The sequence below is a fragment of the Nitrospirota bacterium genome (assembly GCA_035516965.1).
Classification (GTDB): domain Bacteria; phylum Nitrospirota; class UBA9217; order UBA9217; family UBA9217; genus MHEA01.
Map to the genome: position 1 here is coordinate 1 of DATIZR010000089.1, position 25017 is coordinate 25017.

The 25017-nt window shown below is 61.6% G+C and carries 22 protein-coding genes; 12 read left to right on the forward strand and 10 right to left on the reverse strand.

Annotated elements, in window-relative coordinates:
* The 7 genes from VL197_13370 to VL197_13400 all read left to right on the forward strand — a co-directional run.
* A partial coding sequence (locus tag VL197_13370) for a fumarylacetoacetate hydrolase family protein (GenBank protein HUJ18967.1) occupies positions 1-160 on the forward strand: 160 nt, incomplete at its 5' end.
* An 85-nt stretch (positions 161-245) separates the two neighbouring features.
* On the forward strand, positions 246-1487 hold the full coding sequence (locus VL197_13375; GenBank protein ID HUJ18968.1) for an LL-diaminopimelate aminotransferase: 1242 nt from the start codon (positions 246-248) through the stop codon (positions 1485-1487).
* Between the two features lie 129 nt (positions 1488-1616).
* Positions 1617-2099 (forward strand): 2-amino-4-hydroxy-6-hydroxymethyldihydropteridine diphosphokinase, encoded by a 483-nt coding sequence (folK, locus tag VL197_13380; GenBank protein ID HUJ18969.1) that lies wholly within the window; start codon positions 1617-1619, stop codon positions 2097-2099.
* A 12-nt stretch (positions 2100-2111) separates the two neighbouring features.
* Positions 2112-2777, forward strand: a complete 666-nt coding sequence (locus VL197_13385) for a deoxynucleoside kinase (GenBank protein HUJ18970.1) — start codon at positions 2112-2114, stop codon at positions 2775-2777.
* A 29-nt stretch (positions 2778-2806) separates the two neighbouring features.
* Positions 2807-3649 carry a pantoate--beta-alanine ligase gene (gene panC / locus VL197_13390; GenBank protein ID HUJ18971.1) on the forward strand — a complete coding sequence of 281 codons (843 nt, stop codon included), beginning with the start codon at positions 2807-2809 and terminating at the stop codon, positions 3647-3649.
* A gap of 257 nt (positions 3650-3906) precedes the next feature.
* Positions 3907-4479 (forward strand): DNA-3-methyladenine glycosylase I, encoded by a 573-nt coding sequence (locus VL197_13395; GenBank protein HUJ18972.1) that lies wholly within the window; start codon positions 3907-3909, stop codon positions 4477-4479.
* Positions 4480-4825: 346 nt separating this feature from the next.
* Entirely contained in the window at positions 4826-5464 is a 639-nt protein-coding gene (locus VL197_13400; GenBank protein HUJ18973.1) for a DUF429 domain-containing protein, read from the forward strand.
* A gap of 67 nt (positions 5465-5531) precedes the next feature.
* Here the strand turns inward: VL197_13400 and VL197_13405 are convergent, their stop codons facing one another.
* Positions 5532-6533 carry a lyase gene (locus VL197_13405; GenBank protein HUJ18974.1) on the reverse strand — a complete coding sequence of 334 codons (1002 nt, stop codon included), beginning with the start codon at positions 6531-6533 and terminating at the stop codon, positions 5532-5534.
* Between the two features lie 350 nt (positions 6534-6883).
* Between VL197_13405 and VL197_13410 the strand changes: the two genes are divergently transcribed.
* On the forward strand, positions 6884-7273 hold the full coding sequence (locus VL197_13410; protein HUJ18975.1) for a hypothetical protein: 390 nt from the start codon (positions 6884-6886) through the stop codon (positions 7271-7273).
* Positions 7274-7391: 118 nt separating this feature from the next.
* On the opposite strand, the gene VL197_13415 is transcribed toward VL197_13410, so the two are convergent.
* Both VL197_13415 and VL197_13420 read right to left on the reverse strand, forming a co-directional pair.
* On the reverse strand, positions 7392-8573 hold the full coding sequence (locus VL197_13415; GenBank protein ID HUJ18976.1) for a plastocyanin/azurin family copper-binding protein: 1182 nt from the start codon (positions 8571-8573) through the stop codon (positions 7392-7394).
* A gap of 520 nt (positions 8574-9093) precedes the next feature.
* The gene (locus VL197_13420; GenBank protein ID HUJ18977.1) at positions 9094-10599 is read right to left on the reverse strand and encodes an Rne/Rng family ribonuclease; all 1506 of its coding nucleotides are present in this window, start codon (positions 10597-10599) and stop codon (positions 9094-9096) included.
* Between the two features lie 190 nt (positions 10600-10789).
* Here VL197_13420 and VL197_13425 point away from each other — a divergent pair, with 190 nt between their 5' ends.
* Positions 10790-11884, forward strand: a complete 1095-nt coding sequence (locus tag VL197_13425; protein HUJ18978.1) for a GGDEF domain-containing protein — start codon at positions 10790-10792, stop codon at positions 11882-11884.
* A 19-nt stretch (positions 11885-11903) separates the two neighbouring features.
* Here the strand turns inward: VL197_13425 and VL197_13430 are convergent, their stop codons facing one another.
* The 7 genes from VL197_13430 to VL197_13460 all read right to left on the reverse strand — a co-directional run bounded on the left by VL197_13430 (position 11904) and on the right by VL197_13460 (position 20635).
* A complete protein-coding gene (locus VL197_13430) occupies positions 11904-14426 on the reverse strand; it encodes a TIGR03960 family B12-binding radical SAM protein (protein ID HUJ18979.1) in 2523 nt (840 codons plus the stop codon).
* A gap of 82 nt (positions 14427-14508) precedes the next feature.
* Positions 14509-15639, reverse strand: coding sequence for a rod shape-determining protein RodA (gene rodA / locus VL197_13435; GenBank protein HUJ18980.1), 1131 nt, complete (start codon positions 15637-15639; stop codon positions 14509-14511).
* A complete protein-coding gene (gene mrdA / locus VL197_13440; GenBank protein ID HUJ18981.1) occupies positions 15614-17443 on the reverse strand; it encodes a penicillin-binding protein 2 in 1830 nt (609 codons plus the stop codon). Before mrdA ends, rodA begins: the two co-directional genes overlap by 26 nt.
* Positions 17444-17446: 3 nt before the next feature.
* The gene (gene mreD / locus VL197_13445; protein HUJ18982.1) at positions 17447-17956 is read right to left on the reverse strand and encodes a rod shape-determining protein MreD; all 510 of its coding nucleotides are present in this window, start codon (positions 17954-17956) and stop codon (positions 17447-17449) included.
* Positions 17953-18759 (reverse strand): rod shape-determining protein MreC, encoded by an 807-nt coding sequence (gene mreC / locus VL197_13450; protein HUJ18983.1) that lies wholly within the window; start codon positions 18757-18759, stop codon positions 17953-17955. The genes mreD and mreC overlap by 4 nt, the downstream gene beginning before the upstream one ends.
* 209 nt (positions 18760-18968) lie before the next feature.
* The gene (locus VL197_13455; protein HUJ18984.1) at positions 18969-19994 is read right to left on the reverse strand and encodes a rod shape-determining protein; all 1026 of its coding nucleotides are present in this window, start codon (positions 19992-19994) and stop codon (positions 18969-18971) included.
* 146 nt (positions 19995-20140) lie between these two features.
* Positions 20141-20635, reverse strand: coding sequence for an RDD family protein (locus VL197_13460; protein HUJ18985.1), 495 nt, complete (start codon positions 20633-20635; stop codon positions 20141-20143).
* Between the two features lie 220 nt (positions 20636-20855).
* On the opposite strand from VL197_13460, the gene VL197_13465 reads away from it, so the two are divergent.
* Genes VL197_13465 through VL197_13475 form a run of 3 tightly spaced genes read left to right on the forward strand, consistent with a single transcriptional unit; the run spans position 20856 to position 24849 of the window.
* Positions 20856-22643: a SulP family inorganic anion transporter gene (locus VL197_13465; GenBank protein HUJ18986.1), complete on the forward strand. Its 1788-nt coding sequence runs from the start codon at positions 20856-20858 to the stop codon at positions 22641-22643.
* A complete protein-coding gene (locus VL197_13470; protein HUJ18987.1) occupies positions 22640-23830 on the forward strand; it encodes a class I SAM-dependent RNA methyltransferase in 1191 nt (396 codons plus the stop codon). The genes VL197_13465 and VL197_13470 overlap by 4 nt, the downstream gene beginning before the upstream one ends.
* A gap of 35 nt (positions 23831-23865) precedes the next feature.
* Positions 23866-24849 carry a tRNA-dihydrouridine synthase family protein gene (locus tag VL197_13475; GenBank protein ID HUJ18988.1) on the forward strand — a complete coding sequence of 328 codons (984 nt, stop codon included), beginning with the start codon at positions 23866-23868 and terminating at the stop codon, positions 24847-24849.
* The last annotated feature ends 168 nt before the right edge of the window (positions 24850-25017 follow it).

The window sequence follows — 25017 nt, forward strand, 5'->3', positions numbered from 1 at the left end:
GGTTCCCTTTCTGGTCAGCTTCATATCGAAGGTGATGACGCTGCTTCCCGGGGACCTCATCATCACGGGAACGCCCTCGGGCATCGGGCCCATGAAGCCGGGCGACGAGATCGAGGTGCGGATCGAGGGGATCGGATCGCTCAGGAACACGGTAACATGAAAAAAGGGAAAACGCACAATGAGAGCGAACACCTTTCCCCCTGTTCGGCATTCTCCACGGTGCATTATAAGCGGAGGGAACGCAGTTGACAACGAGTGAGACCTACATCCAAGGCCTCTTTGCCGAACGCATCGGCGGTCTGCGGTTCGGCAAAGAGACGAAGATCTACAAGTTCGAGAAGATCAAGCGTGCGAAGCGCGCGGCCCTGGCCGCCCATCCCGGAGTCGAGCTGATCGACTTCGGCGTGGGAGAGCCCGACGAGATGGCCTTCCCCGGCGTTGTCCAGGCGCTCAAGCAGGAGGCGGAAAAGCCCGAGAACCGGGGCTACGCCGACAACGGCATCCCCGAGTTCAAGGAGGCTGCGGCACGGTATCTGCAGAAGGTCTTCGGCGTGTCCGGGATCAACCCCGAGACCGAGGTGCTCCACGGCATCGGCAGCAAGCCCGTGCTTGCCATGTTCCCGGCCGCGTTCATCAACCCCGGGGACGTGACGCTCATGACCGTCCCGGGCTATCCCATCCTGGGGACGCACACCCGCTGGTACGGGGGGAGCGTGGTGAACCTTCCGCTCCTGGAGCAGAATGGTTTTCTGCCGGACCTTGACTCCCTGCCCGCCGATATCAGGAAAAAAGCGAAGCTCCTGTACATAAACTACCCGAACAATCCGACCGGCGCCGGGGCCACGGAGGCCTTCTTCGAGCGGGTCGTGAAGTTCGCCAGAGAGAACAGCGTCATCGTGGTGCACGATGCGGCCTATGCCGCGCTCATGTTCGGCTCCAAGCCGCTGTCCTTCCTGTCCGTTCCCGGGGCAAAGGACGTCGGCGTCGAGGTCCACTCGCTTTCCAAGGCGTATAACATGACGGGCTGGCGTCTCGCGTTCGTGGCCGGGAACGAGCGGGTCATCGCGGGATACGGGAACGTGAAGGACAACTATGACTCAGGTCAGTTCAAGGCGATCCAGAAGGCGGGGATCCATGCGCTGGAACACCCGGAGATCACCAGCGAGATCACCGCGAAGTACGAGCGCAGGCTCAGGGCGATGACCGCGGTGCTTGCGGACCTGGGATTCAGCGCGAAGATGCCCGCGGGGACCTTCTACCTCTACGTCAGGATGCCGAAAGGCGTCAGGGGCGGCAGGAGGTTCGCGACTGCCGAGGAATTCTCCGAGTTCCTGATCGCCGAGAAGCTGATCAGCACCGTGCCCTGGGACGATGCCGGCTCCTATATCCGGTTCTCAGCCACCTTCGAAGCGAAAGGCAGGGCGGACGAACAGCGCGTGCTCGACGAGTTCAAGAAGCGGATGGCGGGGTTGCAATTCGAGTACTGATAGAATGATTCCTCTGCACGCGAAGCAGGGTGGAGAGGGATTCACGCAGATTCAGGAACTGGTGGGGGGCGTTGATATTGTCCCGTCCTCTACGTGTTACCTGCCAAAATCTGCGGCCAGAGGTTTTTTATGCCGGCCATTGCGTACATCGGTGTAGGCTCGAACGTGGGCGACAAGAAGGCCAACTGCCAGCGGGCGATCGAGCTGCTGGAGGAGGCTGATAAGGTCGTTGCGGTGTCCTCGCTGTACTATACCGAGCCAGTGGGCTACCAGGAGCAGGAGGACTTCATCAACGCGGTCGTCGCCCTGGAAACGGAGCGCTCCCCGGCCGTGCTCCTGGCCCGATGCCTCGCGCTGGAAGAGCGGCTCGGACGGAAGCGCACCCTGCGCTGGGGGCCGCGCACGATCGATCTCGACATCCTGTTGTACGGGGAGCAGGTGGTGAACCTTCCTGACCTGGTCATTCCCCATCCGCAGATGGCCGCCAGGAAGTTCGTTCTCGTTCCGCTGGTCGAGATAGCCCCCGATGCGGTGCATCCGGTCCTGAAGAAGACCGCCCGCCTGATGCTGCAGGAGTTGAAGGACACCGCCACGGTCATGAAGTGTAGGTGACCGCAGAGAGCCATGACCAGGAAACCGGAGACGCACAACACGCGCTATATCGTCACGGAGGGGCCCATCGGCGTCGGCAAGACGAGCCTCACGAGCCTGATCGCCGGGGAGCTCGGCGCCCGCCTGATCCTGGAGCAGGCCGAGGAAAACCCCTTCCTCACCGATTTCTACAAGGACTCCGCGCTGTACCGGTTCCAGACGCAGATGTTCTTCCTGCTCAACCGGTATCGCCAGCAGGAGGATATGGTCCAGCCCGATCTCTTCACGCGTATCACGATCAGCGACTACCTCTTTGCCAAGGACCGCATCTTTGCCTACCTGAACCTGAACGACCACGAACTGGCGCTCTACGAGCAGATCTACAAGATGCTGGAGCCCAAGATCGTGCGCCCCGACCTCGTCATCTTCCTGCAGGCCGACACGGACACGCTGCTCAGGCGGATCAGGCAGCGGGCAAGGCAGTTCGAAAAGGAGATCAACCGCGACTATATCGCATCGGTGAACGAAGCGTACAACCACTACTTCTTCCATTACTCCCAGACTCCCCTGCTGGTCATCAACACGACGGACATCGACTTCGTGAACCGCCGGGGCGACCTCGACGACCTCCTGAAGCAGATCCTGAGCATGAAGCAGGGGACGCAGTATTACGTGCCGGTGTCAAAAGGGAAGCGATAACAGCCTGGTCATCCGATCGGGCCTGCGCCATGAAGACCATCACCGCCATAGCCGATATGCAGGCCCTCGCTGAATCGTTCCGCAGGGACGGAAAGCGGATCGGTTTCGTGCCGACCATGGGCTTTCTGCACGAAGGCCATCTCTCGCTGATGCGGAAGGCGCGGCAGGAGTGCGATGTCGCGGCTGCGAGCATCTTCGTGAACCCGACGCAGTTCGGGCCGAACGAGGACCTCGACCGCTATCCGCGCGACATCGAGGGCGACCGGAGGAAGTGCGAGTCCGCTGGCGTTGACCTGCTGTTCATGCCGGAAGCGAAGGCAATGTACCCCGCCCAGCCCACCGTGTTCGTGGTCGTCGAGGGAGTGTCCGAAATCCTCGAAGGCGCGATACGGCCCGGGCATTTCAAGGGTGTCGCCACGGTCGTGTCCAAGCTTTTCAACATCGTGAAGCCGCACCGGGCCTATTTCGGCCAAAAGGATTTCCAGCAGTGCGTGGTGATCAAACGCATGGTACGGGAGCTGAACCTCGGCGTGGAGGTCGCGGCGCTCCCGACCGTGCGCGAGGCCGACGGCCTCGCCATGAGTTCCCGGAACAGCTATTTGACCCCGGAGGAGCGGCGGGCGGCGACGGTCCTGTACCGGGCGCTGACCTCGGCCCGGGACCTGTACCTCGCCGGGGCCGGGGAGCCGGAGAAGCTGAAGAACAAGGCCAGGGCAGTGCTGCAGACGGAGCCGGGGGTAACGATCGACTACGTCGAGATCGCGGACCCCGAAACGCTCGCTTCGCTCGCGGAAGCCCGGGGCACGATGGTGATGCTCCTTGCCGCGCGGCTCGGACGCACAAGACTGATTGACAATCTTCTGATTCCGTGATGGGGAAGGATAGTCGGTTCTGCACATCTTCCCACTCTTCTTCGGTCCGCGCAATGAGCCCCGCCAAACACACGCCACACTGGGTGACCGCAGGGGAACCAGGAAATCGGCACGGTTTCCCGTCAAACGCTGCTACGGTCAATTCCTGATCCTCATGGGGAGCTTTCCTGGATGTTCAGCTCATCCGCTCCGATGGTGCTCGCATTGATTTAATCGACTTCCCAGCAAGGCAACAGAGTACAGGCAGGAGCCCCGATATGCGAAAGAACAGAAAACGCTGCCCCTGGACATCGGACGATCCCCTCATGATCGCCTATCACGACCGGGAATGGGGCGTGCCGCTCCACGACGACCGTAAGCTCTTCGAGTTCCTCGTCCTGGAGGGCCAGCAGGCGGGGCTTTCCTGGTCCACGGTGCTCCGGAAGCGGGAGAACTTTCGCAAGGCCTTTCAGGGATTCCATCCCGCTGTCGTTGCGCGCTACCGCGAAAGGGATGTGGAGCGGCTCCTCAAGAATGAGGGCATCATCCGCAACCGGATGAAGATCGAATCAGCGATCACCAACGCGAAGAAGGTCCTTGTCATACAGGAAGAGTTCGGGTCCTTCGATGCCTATCTCTGGCGGTTTGTCGGCAAGAAGCCCGTGAAGCACCGGTTTGCACATCTGGGCGAGATCCCCGTCACGACCGATGAAGCCGATGCCATGAGCAAAGATTTGAAGAAGCGGGGGTTCAAGTTCGTGGGTTCGACCATGTGCTATGCCTTCATGCAGGCGGTGGGCATGGTCAACGACCACGTGACAGGCTGCTTCCGGTACCGGGAAGTGCGATGAAATTTCTGCACCGTCTGCGGTAAAATTGTCTGATTATTTCGCATAATTTTGAAGGAGCAACTGCGAAATCCGTTTTTCGCAAAGTAGAAGAGAACGCAAAGAAAAACGAAAAAAATAACATGCGAAATGAAACACAGCTGTATTTGAGGGCTATTCAGTTCCTGGATCAAGTTCTTGCTTATTCTCGAACTTTACGGTAAGTGGTCTTTCGATTCTCATCCTTTCTTTGCGGCTTTGCGGCTCTGAGCGAAAAAAAATGATTATTTCCTGTTATGGGTCTGAGATGTGGCGTTGCGTATGATGGTAAGTCCGCATTTTCACGAATAGAAGAAAGAGTAATTGCTTTATGAGCGCATCCTCCTCGAAGTCTACCCTCTCCGGTATCACCCGCGTTGTCGGCGTAGACCTCGCCGGCAGTCCCGGGCGGAAAACGGGCATATGCATCCTCAGGGGGATGACTGTTTCCGCGTTCAAGACCGTGCATTCCGATGATGATATCCTCGCCTTCATTGAAGCATCCCGTGCGTCTCTCGTGGCGATCGATGCGCCCCTCAGCCTGCCGCCGGGAAGAACATCCCTCGAGGAGAGGACCGGTGAGCATTTCCGGGCCTGCGACCGCGAGCTTTTGAAACGCGGCATCCGCTTCTTCCCCATCACGCTCGGCCCCATGCGGCTGCTGACCACGCGCGGCATCAGGCTCAAAGAACTCCTGGAAGGGCGCGGGTTCGAGGTCATTGAGATCTATCCCGGCGCCGCGCAGGATATCTGGCGGATCGCGCGCAAACAGGGCGGGCTTTCAAGGCTGCGGCGAGGGCTGGAGAAACTCGGGCTCAAGGGGCTCGAGAGGAATATGAACGGTGATGAGCTTGATGCCGTGACCGGCGCCCTCGTCGGGAGACTGTATCTGAAGGGAAAGGCTGAGGTGCTGGGCAGCTTCAGCGAGGGCGCTATTGTCGTCCCGAGAGCGGGACGGCGACGAACATGAGCACCGGCAGCGGCGGCGATATTGCCCCTTGATCCCGACCGGGATTCTGTCCTCCCTGCCCCCAAAGCTACTTGACCTCGATGAGCACCAGCCGGTCGTTCCCTGACTCCGCCCCCCAGATCTCTCCCGGCCTGCCGAGAAGCTGGCGCACGTTCGCACCCCTGCGGTCGCTCGGAAAGCTCTTAAACGCTCCGGTCTTGGGGTCGAAGCGTACAATGGCGTTCGATGCGAAATCCGTCAGCCAGACAACGTCCATTTCGTCCACATACACGGCATAGGCGCGGGGGGAGTCGCCGGGAAGCTTCCAGCTTTGCCATCCGCTTGTCTTCGGATCATAGACGCTCACCCGGCCCGAGTTCCACTCGCTGACCCAGATCCGTCCTGCCGAATCCGACCAGACGCGCCGGGCTCCCTGGCCCTTCGTTGGTGGCTCGATCACCTGGGCCCTGCCTGTTGCTGTATCGATTCGTGCGACATAATTACCTGCAAGAGATGCGAAGTAAATATCGCCGTTCGGCGTTCCCGTCATGCCGTAGGGACCCCAGCCGCGGGGGGCATCGTACATCTCGAGGCGTCCCGTTTTCGGATCAAGTCGTCCGTAGACGCCGCTCTGTCCCGTGAACCAGAGGATGCCCTTCCCGTCAAAGGCCGCCGTGTTGAGGTTCCCGTATCTGCTGCCTTTCGGCAGGGGATAGACCTTGACCGCCCTGGTAGCGGGATTGACGCGGACGATGGCGTTCTGCCCGCCGTCCGTGACCCAGGCTGCCTTGTCGGGGCCTATGATCACGCCGTGCGGCGCGGAGCCGCTGCCGAGCGGTATCTGATCGGTCTTGCCGGTCCTCGGGTCCAGTCTCCCGAGGGCGCCCCTGGCTTGGGCGGTGTACCAGACCGTGCCATCCGGCGCGGGCGCCACGTCATGAGGATGGGAGCCCTGTGGGACGGGATAGTAGCGGACCTCCTGCGCATAGGAAGTATTGGCAAGGGTCGCGATGATCAAACCTGAAAAGAGAAGAATGACCGGGGACCCCATCATTCTCTTCGGGGTCATGAGGTTGCGAGAGATGAACATGGCGCGCTCCTTTTGAGATGCATGCCCCGCACCACTGCTGCGGGCGAGACGGCATTGCAGCTGGCCTTACCTTTGATTATAGTTCTTTCCCGGCGTGTGTCGGAACTGGTTGGCGCAACGGGTTCAAAACTCCAGCTCTGCTCAATAAGAGGATAACGGAACGTTCTCCAAGGCCGGCGACAACGAAGGGGGAGTGAAGGAAAATAAAAGTCGAACACCGCGAATAATCTTCACGCACTTCCCGGACTCCATGGTAGAATAATTTTGTCTGCCATTTTGGAATCAAAATACATATTCTGCGATCAACCGGCATCACGCTGTTTCCCTGTACGGGGAGGCGGGAAATCATCATGCGGACTCTCAAGGCGGGCATTCTTTATTTCGTTCTTGTGTTCGGGGCGGGCTTCATACTCGGGCCCATTCGAGTCCTGTGGCTTGTCCCGCGTGTCGGCGTAAGGGCCGCCGAGCTGATGGAAGCGCCCATCATGATCGCAGTGACCATTCTTGCGGCACGGTGGGTCGTTCGGCAATTCGAAGTGCCGGCAGCGCTGTCAGCTCGGCTTGGTGTCGGTCTACTCGCATTTGGACTCTTGATCGCTTCGGAAGTTTCGATGGTTGGCTGGCTCTGGGGAATGACGATCAGGCAGTACCTGGCGAACCAGGACCCGGTGTCGGGGACGGTTTTCTATCTGCTGATTGCGATCTTCGGCGTGATGCCGGCTTTCGTGGCCCGAAGATGAGCTGCAAGCATGCTCACACGCCGATACGAGGGAAAGCAATCCTGTGATCCACTCAATCGGCGCAGCACTCTTCCCCGCTTTCACTCCTTGACTCGGTTCAATCCCTGCCGCGCTCCTGCTAGGGTGCGCGCACCTCAATCCGCCCGGTCATGTACGTATGGATCGAGCAGAAATACTCGTACGTTCCCGGCTTGTCGAAGGTTCTGCTGTATGTCTTCCCGGGGAAAAGGGTGTCGGAGCCGGCCGCAACACCGTCCTTGAACGCGATCGCGTGCGGACCGCCGTCGTTATTGCTCCACGTGATGCTCTCGCCCGGGGTGATGGTTACCACCTGAGGGACAAAGGCAAAATTCTCGATCGAAACCTTCGGGTCGCCGGCGAGCGGCTGGACGACGATCTTGCGCGGCTGGCTACCCACGGCGACCGTCGTGGTCTTCCCGCCCGTGATGTCTACGATCGAGAGGGTATTCGAGCCTTCGTTCGTTACATAGGCGGTCTTGCCGTCGCTGGAGAGGGCGAGCCAGTGGGGCTGATCGCCAACCTTGATGCTGCGCACCGGCTTGTTGGTCACCGGGTCGAATAAAAAGAGTTCGCCGGGCCCCTGCACGATAGCCATGCCGAATATCGTGTTGCGGGGGTGGTTCACGTAGTGCGGGGACGCTCCCGTGGGGATCTCCGCGACGATCTTGTCCGATGCGGGATCGAGCACCTCTACGGTATTTGAGCCGGCCTTGGTAAAATAGACCGCCTTGCCGTCCGGGCTGTATTCCAGGTCGCGGGGCGTCTTGTCGAGCGGGACCGTGCGCACGACCTTGCGTGCGACGAGGTCGATGACAACAATTTCGAAGCGGCCGGGCACCTGCGATGATACATATGCCACCCTGCCGTCCGGACTGACCCCGATGGTATGGGGCTTCCCGACGCCGACGCTGGCGACCACAGCCTGTTTCGCCGTGTCAACGAAGGCTATCCTGTCCTCGCCGTTCACCGCGACCAGGAGCAGCCCCTTTCCGGGCACGAACGTTACGCCATGCGGCGACTTGCCGACCTCGATCGTTCCCGTAACGCGGTCAGAAGCGGTGTCGATGACGCTGACGACCGAGGCTCCGTCGCTGCTCACATAGACCCATCGGCCATCGGGCGTAATGGTCATGCCGTGAGGCCCGGGAGCGACCGGGATCGTTGCGACAACAGTCCCAGCGGCCGTATCGATCACACTTACCGTATTATCCTTGAAGTTTCCGACATAGGCCTTCGGGCTGGCAGCCGCCGCGCCGGACGCCAGTGAGAACGCTATCATTGCAGGCAGAATGCCGGATCGCAAGATTTTTAACAGGGAGAACATAGGAACTCCTTTCTCGAATGCGAATCATGCAGCAGGCGGGCCTTCCCTCCCCCACGCATTCGTTAACAATTAACTACCTAATAGATATCAAAAATACGGTGATAGTCAATAGGTCAAAAGTATGCGTGTTCCGCACTGATATCGGCACGAAGGCAGGAAGCGTCGACACTTTCCGGGAAACTTCGGCACTGGAGTTATTGATTCGCGTGAAGATATTGAGGAAGGAATGGTCGGCACGCGGGGAGGCGCGAATGAAATCGGATGCTCTCGTTTGAACCGGGGAACGCGGGTGGTCTCGAAGGAAGGCAGTTATCAAGGTTTTCCGGCGTTTGAGATACTATTGAGACCCGGCAGTCGCGGAGGCCGTCATTCCCGAAAAATTCCTGCCTGAATCCGCTTTCTTTAAAGGCTGGGAAGCGAATCCCGGCCCAAGCGATGCAGGCATAACAGAACGTGGGTCACTGCCATGAGCTCCCTACACCATCACGACCTCATACTGCTCCTGGTGCAGGTTCGGGTCGGCCTTGATCACGATCTTCTTCTGGAATTCCCGTTCCAGCTCCTCCACGCCCTGCCGCTCCTCGTCGTACATCATGTCCGCGACAACGGAGTTCACCGTGACCAGCGCCTTCTTCTCTTCGGATTCGCTGAAAGCGCGGCGGATGGCACGGAAGACCTCGTAGCAGATCGTGCGCGCCGACTTGATGTGGCCGCGGCCGTCGCAGTAGGGGCAGGACTCGCACAGCGTGCGGCCGAGGCTTTCGCGGATGCGCTTGCGGGTCATTTCGATCAGGCCGATCGGCGAGATGTGGGAGATCGTGGTCTTTGCCTTGTCGCTCGAGAGGGCCTCCTGGAGCGCGGAATACACCCTGCGGCGGTTGTCCTCGCGTTCCATGTCGATGAAATCCAGGATGATGATGCCGCCGATGTTCCTGAGCCTGAGCTGGTAGGCGATCTCGCGCAGGGCCTCGAGGTTTGTCTTTAAGATGGTGTCCTCGAGGGAACGTTTCCCCACGTAGCGGCCGGTGTTCACGTCGATGGTCGTGAGCGCCTCGGTCTGGTCGATGATGATGTACCCGCCGGACTTGAGCCACACCTTCCTTCCCAGGGCGCGCGAGATCTCGATCTCCACGCCGTAGTGCTCGAAGATCGGCTCGTCCCCGTCATAGGGCTTCACCCGCCGTCCGAGCCCCGGTACCGATGCTTCGATGAAGTCCTTCACGCGCTGGTACTCCTCATCGGAGTCGATGACCATGCGGTCCACATCGCGGGTGAAGGTGTCCCTGATCACGCGGAAGACGAGGTCAAGTTCGTTGTGCAGGAGGGCCGGAGCCGAGGTCCGTTCCCTCTTTTTCTGAATGGTCTCCCAGAGCCGGGCGAGGAACTCGATGTCCGCCGTGAACTCCTCCTCGCTCCTTCCCTGGCTGGCGGTCCTGATGATGTAGCCCGTGTTCGGCCTGCGCAGCCGGCCCACGATCTCGCGCAGGCGCTTGCGCTCCTCGCCGTTCTCGATCCGTCGGGACACCCCGATGTGGTGAACGCCGGGCATCATGACCAGGTACCTGCCGGGAATGCTGATGTACGTCGTGACGCGGGCGCCCTTGGTGCTGATGGGCTCCTTGGAGACCTGGACGAGGATCTCCTGGCCCTCCTGGAGCAGGTCCTCGATCTGGTTCGCGTGGGAGCGCTTGCGCTTGGGCTCCACCTCGAGCTCCAGCCCCTCATCCTCCATCAGGGGTGTGTATTCCGAGGTGCTGTCGAAGACGTCCCCGACATACAGGAAAGCGGATTTTTCGAGCCCGATGTCCACAAAGGCAGCCTGCATGCCGGGCAGGACCTTCATGACCCGGGCCTTGTAGACGTTCCCGGCGATGCCGCGGTCCTTTTTGCGGTCGATGAATATTTCGGTTACCAGACCGTTCTCGAGCAGGGCCACCCGAGTCTCTTCCCGGCCTGCGTTCACGATGATCTCTGATGACATGAATTTCTCCTCACCGCTGACGAATATTCTGCATACGACCAACTATATAATAGAGCGGCAGCGAATTCAAGGACAAAAAGCTCTGAGGGATTGGAGCGCTGACCGGTTGAAGGGCGAATAGAGCCTTCATCGGACGCGGTTTCATAATTGGCATTAAACTTGCTTTTATTGTAAGAGAAAGGGGCCAGACATGATCATCAAGATAAAAAGAGCCATAGACAAGACCCGTACAGCCTTGGAACTCGGATACAGGATCGCGCGCGGAATCGATTATGAGACCCTGAGCGAGTATATCCTGAAGATCAATCAGCACAGGGATATGAACGGGATTCTTCATGAAGTTTCATGCTGCCTGAAAGAGATCCTGAATTACGAGCTTTTCGGCTTTGCACTGAAGAAAGGGTCCGGCCTGGACCTCTGGATCGACCCGAGAGCATATAGCGGATGCTTTGCCGAGTACGTTTCAAAGGAGTTCGGAGGTCAAAATGTTGACTATTGGCTGCATGATTTCAGGTCCACCAACCCTGAAAACAGTCATAATCCTGACGCTCTAGACCTCAATAAACTGATTTCCTACGGGATCATGGATAACATCGCCCGGCTGTATATTCTGCCCCGGAGGAGGATGCTCGATTACCATAACAGCATCATCAGCACGATCGTGAGCTCCATCAACATCGCGCTCGAAAAGAACCTGAACATCCAGCAGCTCGAAAATGCGGCCGCCATCGACCCGCTCACGAACTGCTATAACAGGCGGGCATTGGACAGGCTGCTCGAGAGCGACATCGCCTATGCCAGGCGGCACCATACCGAACTCTCGGTCATCATGGTGGATGTTGACAATTTCAAGGACGTGAACGACGCATACGGTCATCAGGCAGGGGACGCGGTGTTGAAGGCGCTGTCGCTGCTGCTTCCTTCTCTGATCCGAAAATCAGATTACGTGGCGCGGTTCGGCGGCGAGGAGTTCCTGCTGGTCCTTCCGGACACGGCACTCTATCCCGCGGTCCAGCTCGCAGACAAGCTCAGGAAAAAGATCGCCGAGACCGGGATCGCCATCAACGGGAGAAGCCTCTCGATAACCGCGAGCTTCGGTGTGGCAAGCATCGAGAACAAGGTTGGGAGCGCCGCGCTCTTGGGTGAAGCCGACGAACGCCTGTACAAGGCAAAGCACGCGGGCAGGAACACGGTCGTTCCGAGCCTCCTGCCCTGCTTCGCCGACCGGACCTTTATCACCGACGAGCGGATGAACAAGTACCCCGCCGCCACCCCGGCCGCGTAGGTAAGGAAGAAATTTCCCTTCAGGGCAGCTTTTTCCTGCCTTCCTGACTCTCCCCATCCATCGGGCTCGCCCATCCATCCGGGGTCTGGCAATACATGCCGACCCGTTTGATCCTGAACTGGAGCGTCTGCTCCGGACCCGTCTCGAAACATTGAGCAACCACGTCGTGCACGCGCGGCCTGACCTGGCCATGGTCCCGGAGCGTGAGCAGGAGCCCCTCCCCGCCGGAAGACACGGATACTCCCATTGCCACGATGCAGGGACGCAGGTCCTTTGACCGGCCTTCCTTCGTTACGATGATCGACGGGCGCTCCAGGAAGCGGGCCACACGGTCAGCCAGGGAGCCCGCCATCGCCTCGGGCACAGCGACACGATAGTCGTACCTGCTGATGCAGCCGGAAAGCGACGGCGCGCTGTGCGGAACGATCCGGCTCTCGAGGATCCTGATCCCCTCGGGAAGGCTGTTGTTCAGGTCTTTCGTGACCTGCAGCAGGTCGACGAAGGGATCCGTGTCCATGTCCAGGTACTCCGCCTCGCTCTCGATCCCCACGGACAGCGCAGGCCCGAAGGCGATCCTGGGATGAGGATTGAACCCCTGGGAATAGGCGACCGGCACCCCCGCTCGGACTGCGCAGCGGTGCAACAGGACCATGAAATCGAGATGGGAGAGGAACCGGACCCTTCCGGTCTTGGAAAACTTCATCCTGATGCGCGTCGTGGCCACGGGAGGGGCAGCCTGTCTCCCGCTTGCCCCGCTCACTGCTGCCTTTGGTTCCCTGCTGGGAGGAACAGGCACGCCGAGCTCCCGCGTCCCGCCGTCCCCGCAGCCGATGCCGCAGTGCATGCACTCGGTGCGGCAATTCTCCGTGATCTCCGCCGCAGCCGCCCGCTGATACTCCTCTTTCAGGAACTGCTTCGTCACGCCGGTCTTGATATGGTCCCAGGGAAGTGCGTCGTCAAGCGTGAACGACCGGCAGGCGAGGACCGAAGGGTCCATCCCGCAGGCGGCGAAGGCCCCGCTCCACTTCCCGAAGTCAAAGCACTCGGTCCAGCCGTCGAAGCGGCATCCCCTGCGGAACGCCTCTTCGAGCACTCTGCCGAGCGTCCTGTCGCCCCGGGCGAACACGGCTTCGAGCAGGCTCGTCTCCGGGTCGTGCAGCTTCAGGTTGATGCCGCGCTTGCGGAGCCCCTTTGCGAGATACGCCTGCTTGCGCCTGATCTCATCCAGCGATGCCTGCCCGGACCATTGAAAGGGCGTATGGGGCTTGGGTACAAAGGTCGAGACACTGATGTTGATCTGGATGTGGCGCTTCGAAACGCGTTTGCCGCGGGCCAGGAGCTCACTGCCGAGCCTGATGATGCCGTCCAGGTCCTCGTCCGTCTCGGTCGGCAGTCCCACCATGAAATAGAGCTTCACGACGCTCCAGCCGCTCGCGAAGATGGTCTCCGCCGCATCGATCAGGTCCGGGTCGCTCACCGGCTTGTTGATCACGCGGCGGAGCCGCTCGGTGCCGGCCTCGGGCGCAAGGGTGAACCCGGTCTTGCGCGTCTCCGCGATGGCCGCGATCATGGCCGGCGTGAGCGTGCCGACGCGGAGCGACGGGAGCGAGACCGAGACCCGGCTGTCGCGGTAGGTCTTCATAAGCTCCACGATCAGTGGCTCGATCGCCGAGTGATCGCCCGAACTGAGCGAGGCGAGGGAGAGCTCCTCGTAGCCCGTGCAGGCCAGGGACGAGTGCAGGATGTCCCTGATCCGCTCCGGGCTCCGCTCCCGGAACGGGCGGTAGATGATGCCGGCCTGGCAGAAGCGGCAGCCGCGGATGCAGCCCCGGGCAATTTCTACGCTCACGCGGTCGTGCACCGGCTTCAGGAGCGGCAGGAGCGGACGCTCGGGATAGGGGGCGGCGTCGATATCGTTGATGTAGCGCCGCCGGACCGGAGTTGGACCCGGGGCCGTTACATAAAAGCCCTCGCGCCCCGCCGCCTCGCGCAGGAACTGTTGGCGGGAAGGGTATTGTTGCCTGAGCTCGACGAGCTCATGGACGGCTTCCTCGGCCTCGCCGATGAAGAACACGTCGATGAAGTCCGAAAGCGGTTCAGGATTCACGGCGCAGGGGCCGCCCGCCACGACCAGGGGGTGGCTGTCCGAGCGGTCCTGTGCGCGCACGGGTATGCCCGCGAGTTCGAGTCCGGCCAGGATGTTGGTGTACGACAGCTCGTACTGGAGCGAGATCCCGATGATGTCGAATTCGGAGAGGGGAGTGTTCGATTCGAGGCTCCTGAGCGGCCTTCCCGAGCTGCGGAGCTTCTCCTCGTAATCGGTCCAGGGCGAGAACACGCGCTCGCACACCGTGTCCTCCCTCCTGTTCAGGATATCGTAGAGAATGCGGATACCGAGATGGGACATGCCGACCTCGTAGGCGTCGGGAAAGAAGAGGCAGACACTGGTCCTGACACTCGCATGGTCCTTATGGACGGCGTTGATCTCGGTGTTGATGTATCGCGCGGGTTTCTGGACAAGGGGGAGGAAATCTTCGTACATGAAGCTCCATTGATAAAAGTCAGTGGCAAGTGACCAGAGACGAGGGAAGGCAGCGCTCGACGCGTGTCGCCTGTCGCTGCAGTTAGTAGAACAGCATAAACCGCCGCGTCTGGATGTTCAAGAGCAGCCCGATAGCGAGAAAGGTGGTGATGATCGAGGTCCCGCCGTAGCTGACGAGGGGCAGCGGAACGCCGACGACGGGAACGATGCCAACCGCCATGCCGACATTGATGATGACATACAGGGCGATCATCGAAACGATGCCGCCGGCCATGAGCACGCCGAGGCGGTCCTTGGCATTCTTGGCCGCATCAATGCCGGCGAGCAGCAGCACGAGATACAGGAGGAGCAGCAGCGCCGAGCCTACGAAGCCCCGCTCCTCCGAGATCACCGCGAAGATGAAGTCCGTATGGCGCTCGGGCAGGAAGGCCATCTGGCTTTGGGTGCCCTTCCGGAACCCCTTGCCCAAAAGCTGTCCCGAGCCCACGGCGATCTTGGACTGGTTCGCGTGGTAGCCGCTGCCGAGCGGGTCCGAGCTCGGATCCACGAAGGCCTTGATCCTGTTCTGCTGGTAGGGCTTCAGCTTTCCCCAGATCTTATGGCGGACCGGCGGCACGAGGAAGACGGAAGAGGCGATCGTGGCGCAGACGACGACCACCGCAAGGACCGCCCGCATACGGACCCCGGCGAGCATGACGATGAGCGACGACGTGAGGACCAGCATCATGGCCGTACCGAGGTCGGGCTGCTTCAAGACGAGCAGGACCGGGACCACCACCATGGCGCCCGGGATGGCCAGGTCCCGGAGGCCGTAGCCACCGCCCTTCGGGTCCTCGGCGAAGTACCGGGCGAGCGCCAGCGTCACGGAAAGCTTGGCGAGCTCCGAGGGCTGGAAGGCAAAGGACCCGATCGCGAGCCAGCGCTGCGCGCCCATGCCCGTCCTGCCCATCACCATGACCAGGAGCAGCAGCACGAGGGAAACGGCGTAGAGGACGTAGGCGTAGCGGCCCACGGTGTGGTAGTCGGGAACGAGCGCGGCCATCATGATCAGAGCGCCCAGAGCCGTCCAGATCAACTGCTTGTAGAACAGGGGCGACGGGCCATGGGGCGTATAGGTCGCGCTGTAAACCGTGGTCACGCCGAACAGCGCGATGGCGAAAATGAGGGTGACCAGGCCCCAGGGCATATTAGCGAGCTGTCTGCGGTCCAGCATGCTTCATGTACTCCTCATTCTTCATGAATGCCTCGATCACCTTCCGGGCGACCGGGGCGGCCGTGGCGCCGCCGTGTCCGCCGTGCTCGACCAGCACTGCCACGCCGATCTTCGGATGATCGGCCGGCGCGTACGCGACGAACCAGGCGTGGTCCGCGATGTTCTGGGCGAGCTTCCTGCCGGCGACCTTCTGGGCAATGACCTGGGCCGTGCCGGTCTTGCCTGCCACGCTCGCCAGCGGAGTGGCCGCGCCGTGCGCGGTGCCGCCCGGCTCCGAGGTGACGCCCAGGAGCGCGCTCCGCACTGCTTCGAGTGCCGCGGGATCGATGGTGATCTGGCGTTTATGCTCCGTTGAAGCGGCCTTTGTCTCTCCGGTCTCCCGGTTCCTGGTCCACTTGAGGAGCGTGGGACGGTAGAAGGTGCCGCCGTTCGCCACGGCGCTGATCATCTGCGCCGCCTGGATCGGGCTCACCTGCAGGAACCCCTGGCCGATGGAATTGATGTAGGAGTCGGCCGTGCGCCAGACATCGCCCGTACGTTTTTTCTTCCACTCGGTCGTGGGGACCAGGCCCGGCTTCTCATCAGGCAGGAGGATCCCGGTCAGGCTCCCGTATCCGAGCTTTCTCGCATACTCTGCGACGCGGTCCCAGCCGATCCGGTCGCCCATCGTATAAAAGTAGACGTCGCAGGACTCGACGAGCGCCCGATGGAATGAAATCGCCCCGTGCCCTTCCTTCTTCCAGCACCGGAACGTGTGATTGCCGAGCCTGAGCGAGCCATGGCAGGTGATCTTTTCATCGGGCTTTATCACGCCCGATTCGAGACCGGCGAGGGACACGATGATCTTGAATGTGGAGCCCGGGGGGTAGACGCTTTGAATAGCGCGGTTGTACAGCGGGTGGGACGGATCGTTCATGAGGCGCACCCAGTCCGTCGGGGATATGCCCCGCGGGAACAGGTTCGGGTCATAGTTCGGATGGCTCGCGAGAGCGAGGATCTCGCCGGTATCCGTGTCCAGGGCGACGACGGCGCCCGCCTGTTCGCCGAGCCCTTCTTCGGCGGCCCGCTGGACGTCCAGGTCGATCGTGAGATAGAGGTCCGTGCCCGGCCGCGGCTCCTCGATCCCCAGGTCCTTCACTTTTCTGCCCGCCGCGTTCACCTGGATCATCCGCCTCCCGGCAACTCCGCGAAGGTACTTGTCGTAGACCTTTTCGAGCCCGCCCTGGCCGGTCAGGAGGCCGATATCGGCCTGCTCCTGCCTGCGCTGGGTCTGCGACACCTTGCCGATATAGCCGAGCTGGTGCGAGGCAAGGCCGTCATAGGGATAGTGCCTGCGGTGCTCCGGTTCGATGATCGCGCCGGGGAGCTCTTCCTGGTGCGCTTCGATGAGGGCGACCAGGTCCCAGGGAGCCTCCTCCTTGACCTTGACCGGGTCGTACTTGGTCCTGATAGACTCGGCATCGTCGAGGGCCGCGCGGATCGCGGCGGGAGTGGTCTTGATCAGCGAGGCGAGCTTGTCTATGGTCGCATCGAGGTCCGGAGCGTCCTCGGGAACGAGGGAAATGTCGAAGGTCAGCACGCTCTCGACGAGCGGCCTGCCGTAGCGGTCGTAAATGATGCCGCGGGGGGGCCTGAGCTTCACCGGCCGTATCCGGTTGCTCTCCGCCTGCTCCTGGTAGAAGTCTCCTTTGACTGCCTGGAGGTACCAGAGCCTGCCGAGGAGGATGACGACGAACACAACGATGAACGCCGCCAGGAACGGCAGCCTTCTCTGAATATCGATGGGACTGTCCTGCTGCAACATCTGCTACTCCTTCAAAAGCGACCGCCGCACCAGCGCACCGAGGACCTTTCTGCGGCTGATGAACCCCAGGAGCAGGGTCCCGAGGACCCCGGTGTACAGGGCCTGCGGGAGCATCCGCTCCAGGAAGAGACTGAAGAACGGGACCTCTCCGTAAAAGGTCTGCAGGAGCAAGGCGATAATAATGCTCTCCGCGAGTGAAAAAGCCGACAGGAACACCGCGTTCATGGGACTCGCAATGTCCAGGACCTGTCTCCCCAGGAGACCGGCGCCGAGGCCGATGAGGCCCTTGGTCATGGCGTTCATGCCGATCAGGCTCGCCGATCCGATGTCCAGGACCAGGCCGACAGCCATGCCCGCGAAGGCCGCCTCGGCCGGACCGGTCAACAGGCCGATGCTGTAGACGAGTGCCAGGGAAAGGTCGGGCTTGATCCCCGCCAGGGACAGCGGGCCGAACAGGCTCGCCTGGACGGGAATGATCAGGAGCAGCATCGCGAGGTACACGCGGGTCTTCATGGGACGAGCACCAGAGCCTCTTCCAGCCGGGAGAGCCGCACCACGGGCCTGGCCAGGACGGTCTGGAACGCCGTGGCCTCATGCTTCGAGACGCTGACGACGGTGGCGACGGGCAGACCCTTGGGAAAGATCCCGTCAAGCCCGGAGGTCACCAGCAGGTCCCCCTCCTGGATATCGGCATAGTAGGACACGTACTTGAGCGCGCACCGCTCCAGTTTGCCTTCGAGCAGCCCCTCTTCCCGGTTCCGCTGCACCCGGACGGCGATCGTACTGCCCGGGTCGGTCAGCAGGATCACCTTCGCGGAGCCCGGGAGCGAGGCCTGGACCTTGCCGATGACCCCGCCCGCGGATATTACCGCGCGGTCCTTCACGACGCCGTCCCCGGAGCCCTTGTCGAGGGTGATCGTGCGGGACGAGGGCGAGGCGTCCTTGGCGATGATCTGGGCCGCGACCGATGAGAGGGGAGGGAGCTTCTTGAATCCCAGGAGGTCCCGCAGCCGCTCGTTCTCGCCCAGCAGCTCGCCGGCGATCGAGTTCTCGAGCCTCAGCCGGTCCATCTCCTGCTTCAGGCGCTCGTTCTCGCGGGCAGCGCGGACGAGGAAAACATAGCCGTTGATCGCTGAGTCGGCAAAACGAAAAGGAGCGGTGACGATCCGCTCGAAGGCCGCGGACACCGCGAGGACGGGTTTCTCCATAAAGGTCAGGCGGCCGGACTTCACCTGGTACGTCACCAGCCAGAACAGGACCAGGAAGAGCCCGAGCATGATCAGGAGCTTTGTGTGTCTTACTATGAAGCCGGGCATGCCTGCTGCTGTTCTCCGTCTCCCCCGCCAGGGGTCTTCAAACCCGAAGCCGGGATCTCATCAATCGTCACCACGAAAAACAGGAGGAACGCGAAGAACGTCTGAAGACGGCACGAGCAAATGCATGGGTGCTTCGCGCGCGATCTGCGCGTCGTGGCAATTTATTCACAATGACTGAATTCCGAAAAAGCCCCCGGCAAAAGAGGGGGCTACATCCTGACCTTCTGGAGGATGTCCTCGTCATCGAGGACCTTGCCCGCCCCGAGCACAACGCAGGTGAGCGGGTCCTCGGCGATGATGATTGGGAGCGACGTCTCCTCGCGCAGGAAGACATCCATGCCCTTGAGCAGCGCTCCGCCGCCCGCCAGCACGATCCCCTTGTCCACGATGTCCGCCGAGAGCTCCGGCGGCGTGTTCTCCAGCGCCTGCTTGATGCCGTTTAGGATCTGGCTGACCGGGTCGGCAAGCGACTCGCGGACCTCGTCGTCGTCGAGAATGAGCGTCTTGGGAATGCCGGAGACCAGGTCCCGCCCCTTGATCTCCATGGTCTGGCGCTGGCTGTCGATCTTGTACGCGGAGCCGAGTTCCAGCTTGATCTGCTCGGCCATCATCTCGCCGATCAGAAGGTTGTACTTGCGCTTGATGTAGTTGATGATCGCCTCGTCCATCTTGTCGCCGCCCACGCGGATGGCCTTGCTGTAGACGACGCCGTCCATGGAGATGACGGCGATGTCCGTCGTGCCGCCGCCGATGTCGACGATCATATTGCCCGAGGGCTCGGAGATGGGGAGGCCGGTCCCGATAGCGGCCGCCACCGGCTCTTCAATCAGGTAGACATCGCGGCCGCCGGAGGTGACCGCGGCGTCCTTGACCGCCCGCTGTTCCACCTGGGTGATGCCGGAGGGAACGCCGATCACGATGCGGGGCCGCATGAAGGACTTGCGGTTGTGCACGCGCTGGATGAAGTAGCGGAGCATTTCGCCGGTCACATCGAAGTCTGAGATCACGCCATCCTTGATCGGCCGGATCGTCTTGACATCGCCCGGCGTGCGGCCGAGCATCTTCTTGGCCTCGGACCCGACGGCGAGCACCTTGCCGGTCCGCACCGACATGGCGACCACCGAGGGTTCGTTGCACACAATGCCCCTTCCCTTGACGTAAACGAGGGTGTTGGCCGTGCCCAGGTCGATGGCCATGTCATTGGAAAACCAGCCCATGATAGTGTTGATGAACATTGTTTTGCAATAGCTCCTTTCCTTGCGGGCCTGTCATCGGCGCGCCCGGTGAATGCGCTCCCGCGCCTTGCCGGACGTGCCGTGCAAACCGTTACCATGTGATCCTCGTGCTGTTCCGACCGCTTAGAATGCAGGTGACCGTATGGTTACGGTAATGGATCCTGTTTCTCGCCTTTCTCGCCGATGCCAGGGGACGGGTCCGAGGCCGGGGGCTCCGCGACCGGAGCAGTTTTAGCCGGTGCCGGTATCGGCTGAACGACCCATGTCCTGGCGAGCATGTCGCCGATGCGCATACCCCTGTCGTCGCCCAGCGCGACCAGCCCTTCCACAACGCCCGCGGCCGGCCCGAGCACCCAGCCGGCGTAGGGTATTAAAAAAAGAATCGACGCCGCGGCGAGGGGAGTGTTCCTGATGATCGATTCCCGGTAGGCCGGTGCTGGAGCTTCCGCCTCTTCCCCGGCGACGCGCAGGCCGATCAGCTTCTTGCCGACGCTTCGGCCCTGGAACAACCCGTCCCGGACCAGGATATAGCCGCACGCGGACAGGAACCCGAGGACGTCGGGCAGCCGCCACAGCGCGATGACGATCAGGAGGTCTACGAAACAGGCGATCGATCTGGTTGTAAGGTCTGCCTTTTGCACGTTGACCTCCAAAACCCGAACATAATAACAGAAGCAAAAATCGATTACAAGAACAAAAGTGGATTTGCTGCGCGGAACTACCCGGAATTGCGGACGAAATCATACTCTCCTCCCGTCCGGAGGCGCTCCGCCGGATCCTGCCTCCTCCTTGGTCACGGCTGGACTCGCACCGGGGAAGCGTGTATACTTTCGAACAGGTGCCTGCTGCCACGGGAGCGCGATGGGGAACGGAAAAAAGAGAGGTCATTGGCCGACGGAACGCCGGGAAAAAGTGTTTCCCTTCCTCCGCTGGCGCCGCCTGATTACGCGCAAGTCCTCGCGGGCCGACCTGCTGGCGGGCATCACCGGCGCGATCATCGTGCTTCCGCAGGGCGTCGCCTTCGCGATGATCGCCGGACTGCCCCCCGAATACGGGCTCTACTCCGCCATCGTTCCGGCCATGATCGCGGCCCTGTTCGGCTCCTCCTATCACCTCATCTCCGGCCCCACGACCGCCATCTCGATCGTCCTGTTCACCACCATCAGCCCCCTGGCGGAGCCGGCGAGCGCGGCCTACATCCAGATGGTGCTCACGCTAACCTTCCTCGCCGGATTTTTTCAGCTGTCCCTCGGGCTCGCCCGCCTCGGCACGCTCGTCAACTTCGTTTCGCACTCCGTGGTAGTCGGGTTCACCGCCGGCGCCGCGCTGCTCATCGCGACGAGCCAGCTCGGCAATTTCCTCGGCGTTCCCGGCTCGAAGCACCACGCCTTCGTCCACGTCGTGGGGGACCTGTTCCGCAAACTGCCGGATTCGAACCCGTACGTGCTCGTGATCGCACTCGTCACCCTGGCCGCGGCCCTCTTCTTCAAACGGACGTTGCCGCGGTGGCCGGGGATGCTGTTCGCCATGGTCATCGGGAGCCTCGTGGCCGCGGCTCTGCACGGCGCGGAGCACGGCGTCCGGCTGATCGGCTCCCTGCCGGACCGCCTGCCGCCGCTGTCAACGCCCGACCTGTCAACGGCATCCATCCGGTCGCTCGCCCCGGCGGCGCTCGCCGTCGCCATGCTCGGCCTCGCCGAGGCGGTCTCCATCGCGCGCGCCGTGGCAGCCCGTTCGCACCAGCGCATCGACAGCAACCAGGAGTTCATCGGTCAGGGCCTCTCGAACATCGTGGGCAGCTTCTTCTCGAGCTACGCCGCGTCGGGGTCCTTCACCCGGACCGGTCTCAACTACGAGGTCGGGGCCCAGACGCCCATGGCGGCGGTCTATGCGGCCGTCACCCTTGCCATCGTACTGCTGCTGGTCGCGCCGCTCACCGCCCATCTCCCGATCGCTTCCATGGCGGGCGTGCTCCTGCTCGTTGCCTACGGCCTCGTTGATTTTCATCATATCAGAACCATCATACGGACCAGCAGGCAGGAAGCGGGCGTGCTCGCCGTCACCTTTGTCGCCACGCTCCTGGTCGAGCTCGAGTTCGCCATCTACGTCGGCGTCATCCTTTCGCTGCTGCTCTACCTGAACCGCACCTCCCACCCGCGGGTCATCACGCTGGTGCCGGACGCGGACAGCGGCAGGCGCGGCTTCGTGAATGTCCTGAAAAAGCCTTCCCCCGAGTGCCCCCAGCTCAAGATCGTCCGGATCGACGGGTCGCTCTTTTTCGGCGCCGTGAACCACATCGCCGAGGAGCTGCACCGCATCACCAAGGAGAATCCCGAACAGGCCCATATCCTGATCGTGGGCGGCGGCATCAACTTCATCGATGTCGCCGGGTGCGAGATGCTGGCAAACGAGGCGCACCGCCTGCACCTGACCGGCCGCAAGCTCTATCTCTGCTCGCTCAAGGGCGAGGTGATCGACGTCCTGCGGCGCGGCGGCTACGCGAAGCGGATCGGGGAGGAGAACCTCTTTCGGTCCAAAAGCGAGGCGGAAAAGAGCCTCCTCTTCACGAGGCTCGATCCCGAGCGGTGCCGCGTCTGCACGGTCCGCATCTTCAACGATTGCACGCAGCTGCCCGGGGGGATCGGGTGAACCCGGGGAGTCCTCTCACCGAGACGTCCAGGATCCTGATCACCTGCTCTCGGGGCATCCCCCCGTTCCTGCGCGAAGAGGTCCGTTCCCTCGGCCTTCCCGTCCTTTCCGAGATCCCTTCCGGCATCGAGACCCAGGGTACGCTCGACGACACGCTCCGGTTGAATTTGTACATCAGAACCGGGCACCGGGTGCTGTTCCCGGTGAAACAGTTCACGGGAGGCAATGCCGATGAGCTGTATCGCGGGATCACGCGCATCGGCTGGGAGGACCTCATCCCCGCGGACGGGTATCTCTGCGTCACGTCAAGCGTCGAGAACGAGACGATCAGGGACGCGCGCTTTGCGAGCCTCAGGTGCAAGGACGCGATCGTGGACCGGATCAAGGAGAAGACCGGCAGGCGGCCCGATTCGGGGCCCGAACGGGACCGCTCGGTGGTGCACCTGTACTGGAAGGAAGATCAGTGCACCCTGTACCTGGACACCTCCGGGGAGCCGCTCTCGCGCCGCGGCTACCGCAGGATACCGCTTGCCGCTCCGCTCCAGGAGACGCTTGCCGCGGCCATCGTGCTTGCTACGGGCTGGCGCGGGGAGGATCACTTCATCAATCCCCTGTGCGGCAGCGGCACGCTCGCGATCGAGGCCGCGCTGATCGGCCTGAACCGGGCTCCCGGCCTGCTCCGGGGCAACTTCGGGTTCATGCACCTGAGAGGGTTCAACGAGGCTCGCTGGAACGACCTGCGGGAGCAGGCAAAAAGGGAATCGCGAAAATCGCTTGGCAAGAGGATCGTCGCGACGGACATCGATCCGGGCGCGGTCGAGGCGGCGAAAAAGAACGCCATGACCGCAGGCGTGGAGCACCTGATCGAGTTCAGCGCCAGCGATTTTGCGGAAACGCCCCTGCCGGGCAGCGGAACCATCATCATGAACCCCCCCTACGGCGAGCGCATGGGCGATGCTGCAAAGCTCGATGTGCTGTACAAAAGGATCGGCGATTACCTGAAGCAGAGGTGCCGGGGATACCGGGCCTATGTGTTCACGGGCAACCCCTCGCTCGCGAAAAAGGTGAGCCTCAAGCCAAAACGCAGCATCCCCTTCTTCAACAGCGGAATCGAATGCCGGCTGCTGGAGTATGAGCTGTACGAGGGCACGAGGAAGGTGAAGAAGGAGAAGAAGGAGAAGGCATAGCGAAAAGAAGCGCTGCCACGTTACCGGAAAGTAGAATGCAACCATCTCAACGGCAAATCCATATTCGCAATCTTCAGATCCATCCGCCCCTGCTTCTGGCTCCGATGGCCGGCCTTACGCACAGCGCGCTCCGGCAGACCATCATCGGCTTTGGCGGGGTCGGTCTTCTCTCAACGGAAATGCTCGGGGCAAAAAGACTGCCCACGGAGAGTGCCCGCGTCTCCCCGTACCTGATCAGGACCGCTTCGGAAAAGCCGCTTTCCCATCAGCTCCTCGTCGCCTCGGTCGAAGAGGTGGCCCCGGCCCTGGAGGTGCTTCATGCATTGAAGGCGGATGCTGTTGATCTGAACATGGGATGCCCGGCCCCCGCCGTCGGCAGGATCGGCGCGGGCTTCGGTCTGATGGAACAGCCGGAGGATGCCCGCCGCATCGTTGAAGAGGCGAGGAAACGCACCTCGCTCCCCCTCACCGCAAAGATCCGGATCGGCATCGCTTTGGACGACCGGAAATTAAAGGCCTTCTGCACCATGCTCCAAGACGCGGGCATTGATATGCTCTCGGTCCACGCACGGCTGAAGGACGAGTCCTTTGCCAGAAGGCCGCGCTGGGAGTGTATTGCCCGCATAAGGGAATGGCTCTCAATCCCGGTAGTCGCCAATGGCGGGATATTCTCTGTCAAGGATGCGGAACACTGTCTGCGCGTCTCCGGAGCCGACGGCCTGATGCTCGGCCGCGGGGCGGCTACAAGACCCTGGCTTTTTGCCGAAATTGCCCGCGACCTGTTCGGGTGCACCATCACGGAGCCGGCGGTATCCCTGCCAGCGGTCTACGGCAATTTTATCGATCTCCTGAACGGGCTTTTCCGGCCTGAATACCGGCTCGGCAGGCTGAAGGAGTTCACCCATTATTTCGCCCAAAACTATAAATTCGGACACCACCTGGCAACCAGGGTCCAGACCAGCAATAGCGTGGACGAAGCGCGGGAACGGGCAGGATTGTTTTTTGATCATTCCGCGTAGACGGACTTACGGGTCTTTCTGATAATAACTAGAACCTATCTCAAAATTAGATTTTGCTTGTCATCTTCGTAGGACGCGGTATTATCTGTCATGGCCGTGCGTCTGACAGACGAGCAATGGGAACTCATCCGGGAGCATTTCCCGGAAGAGAACATTCCCGATGGTCGC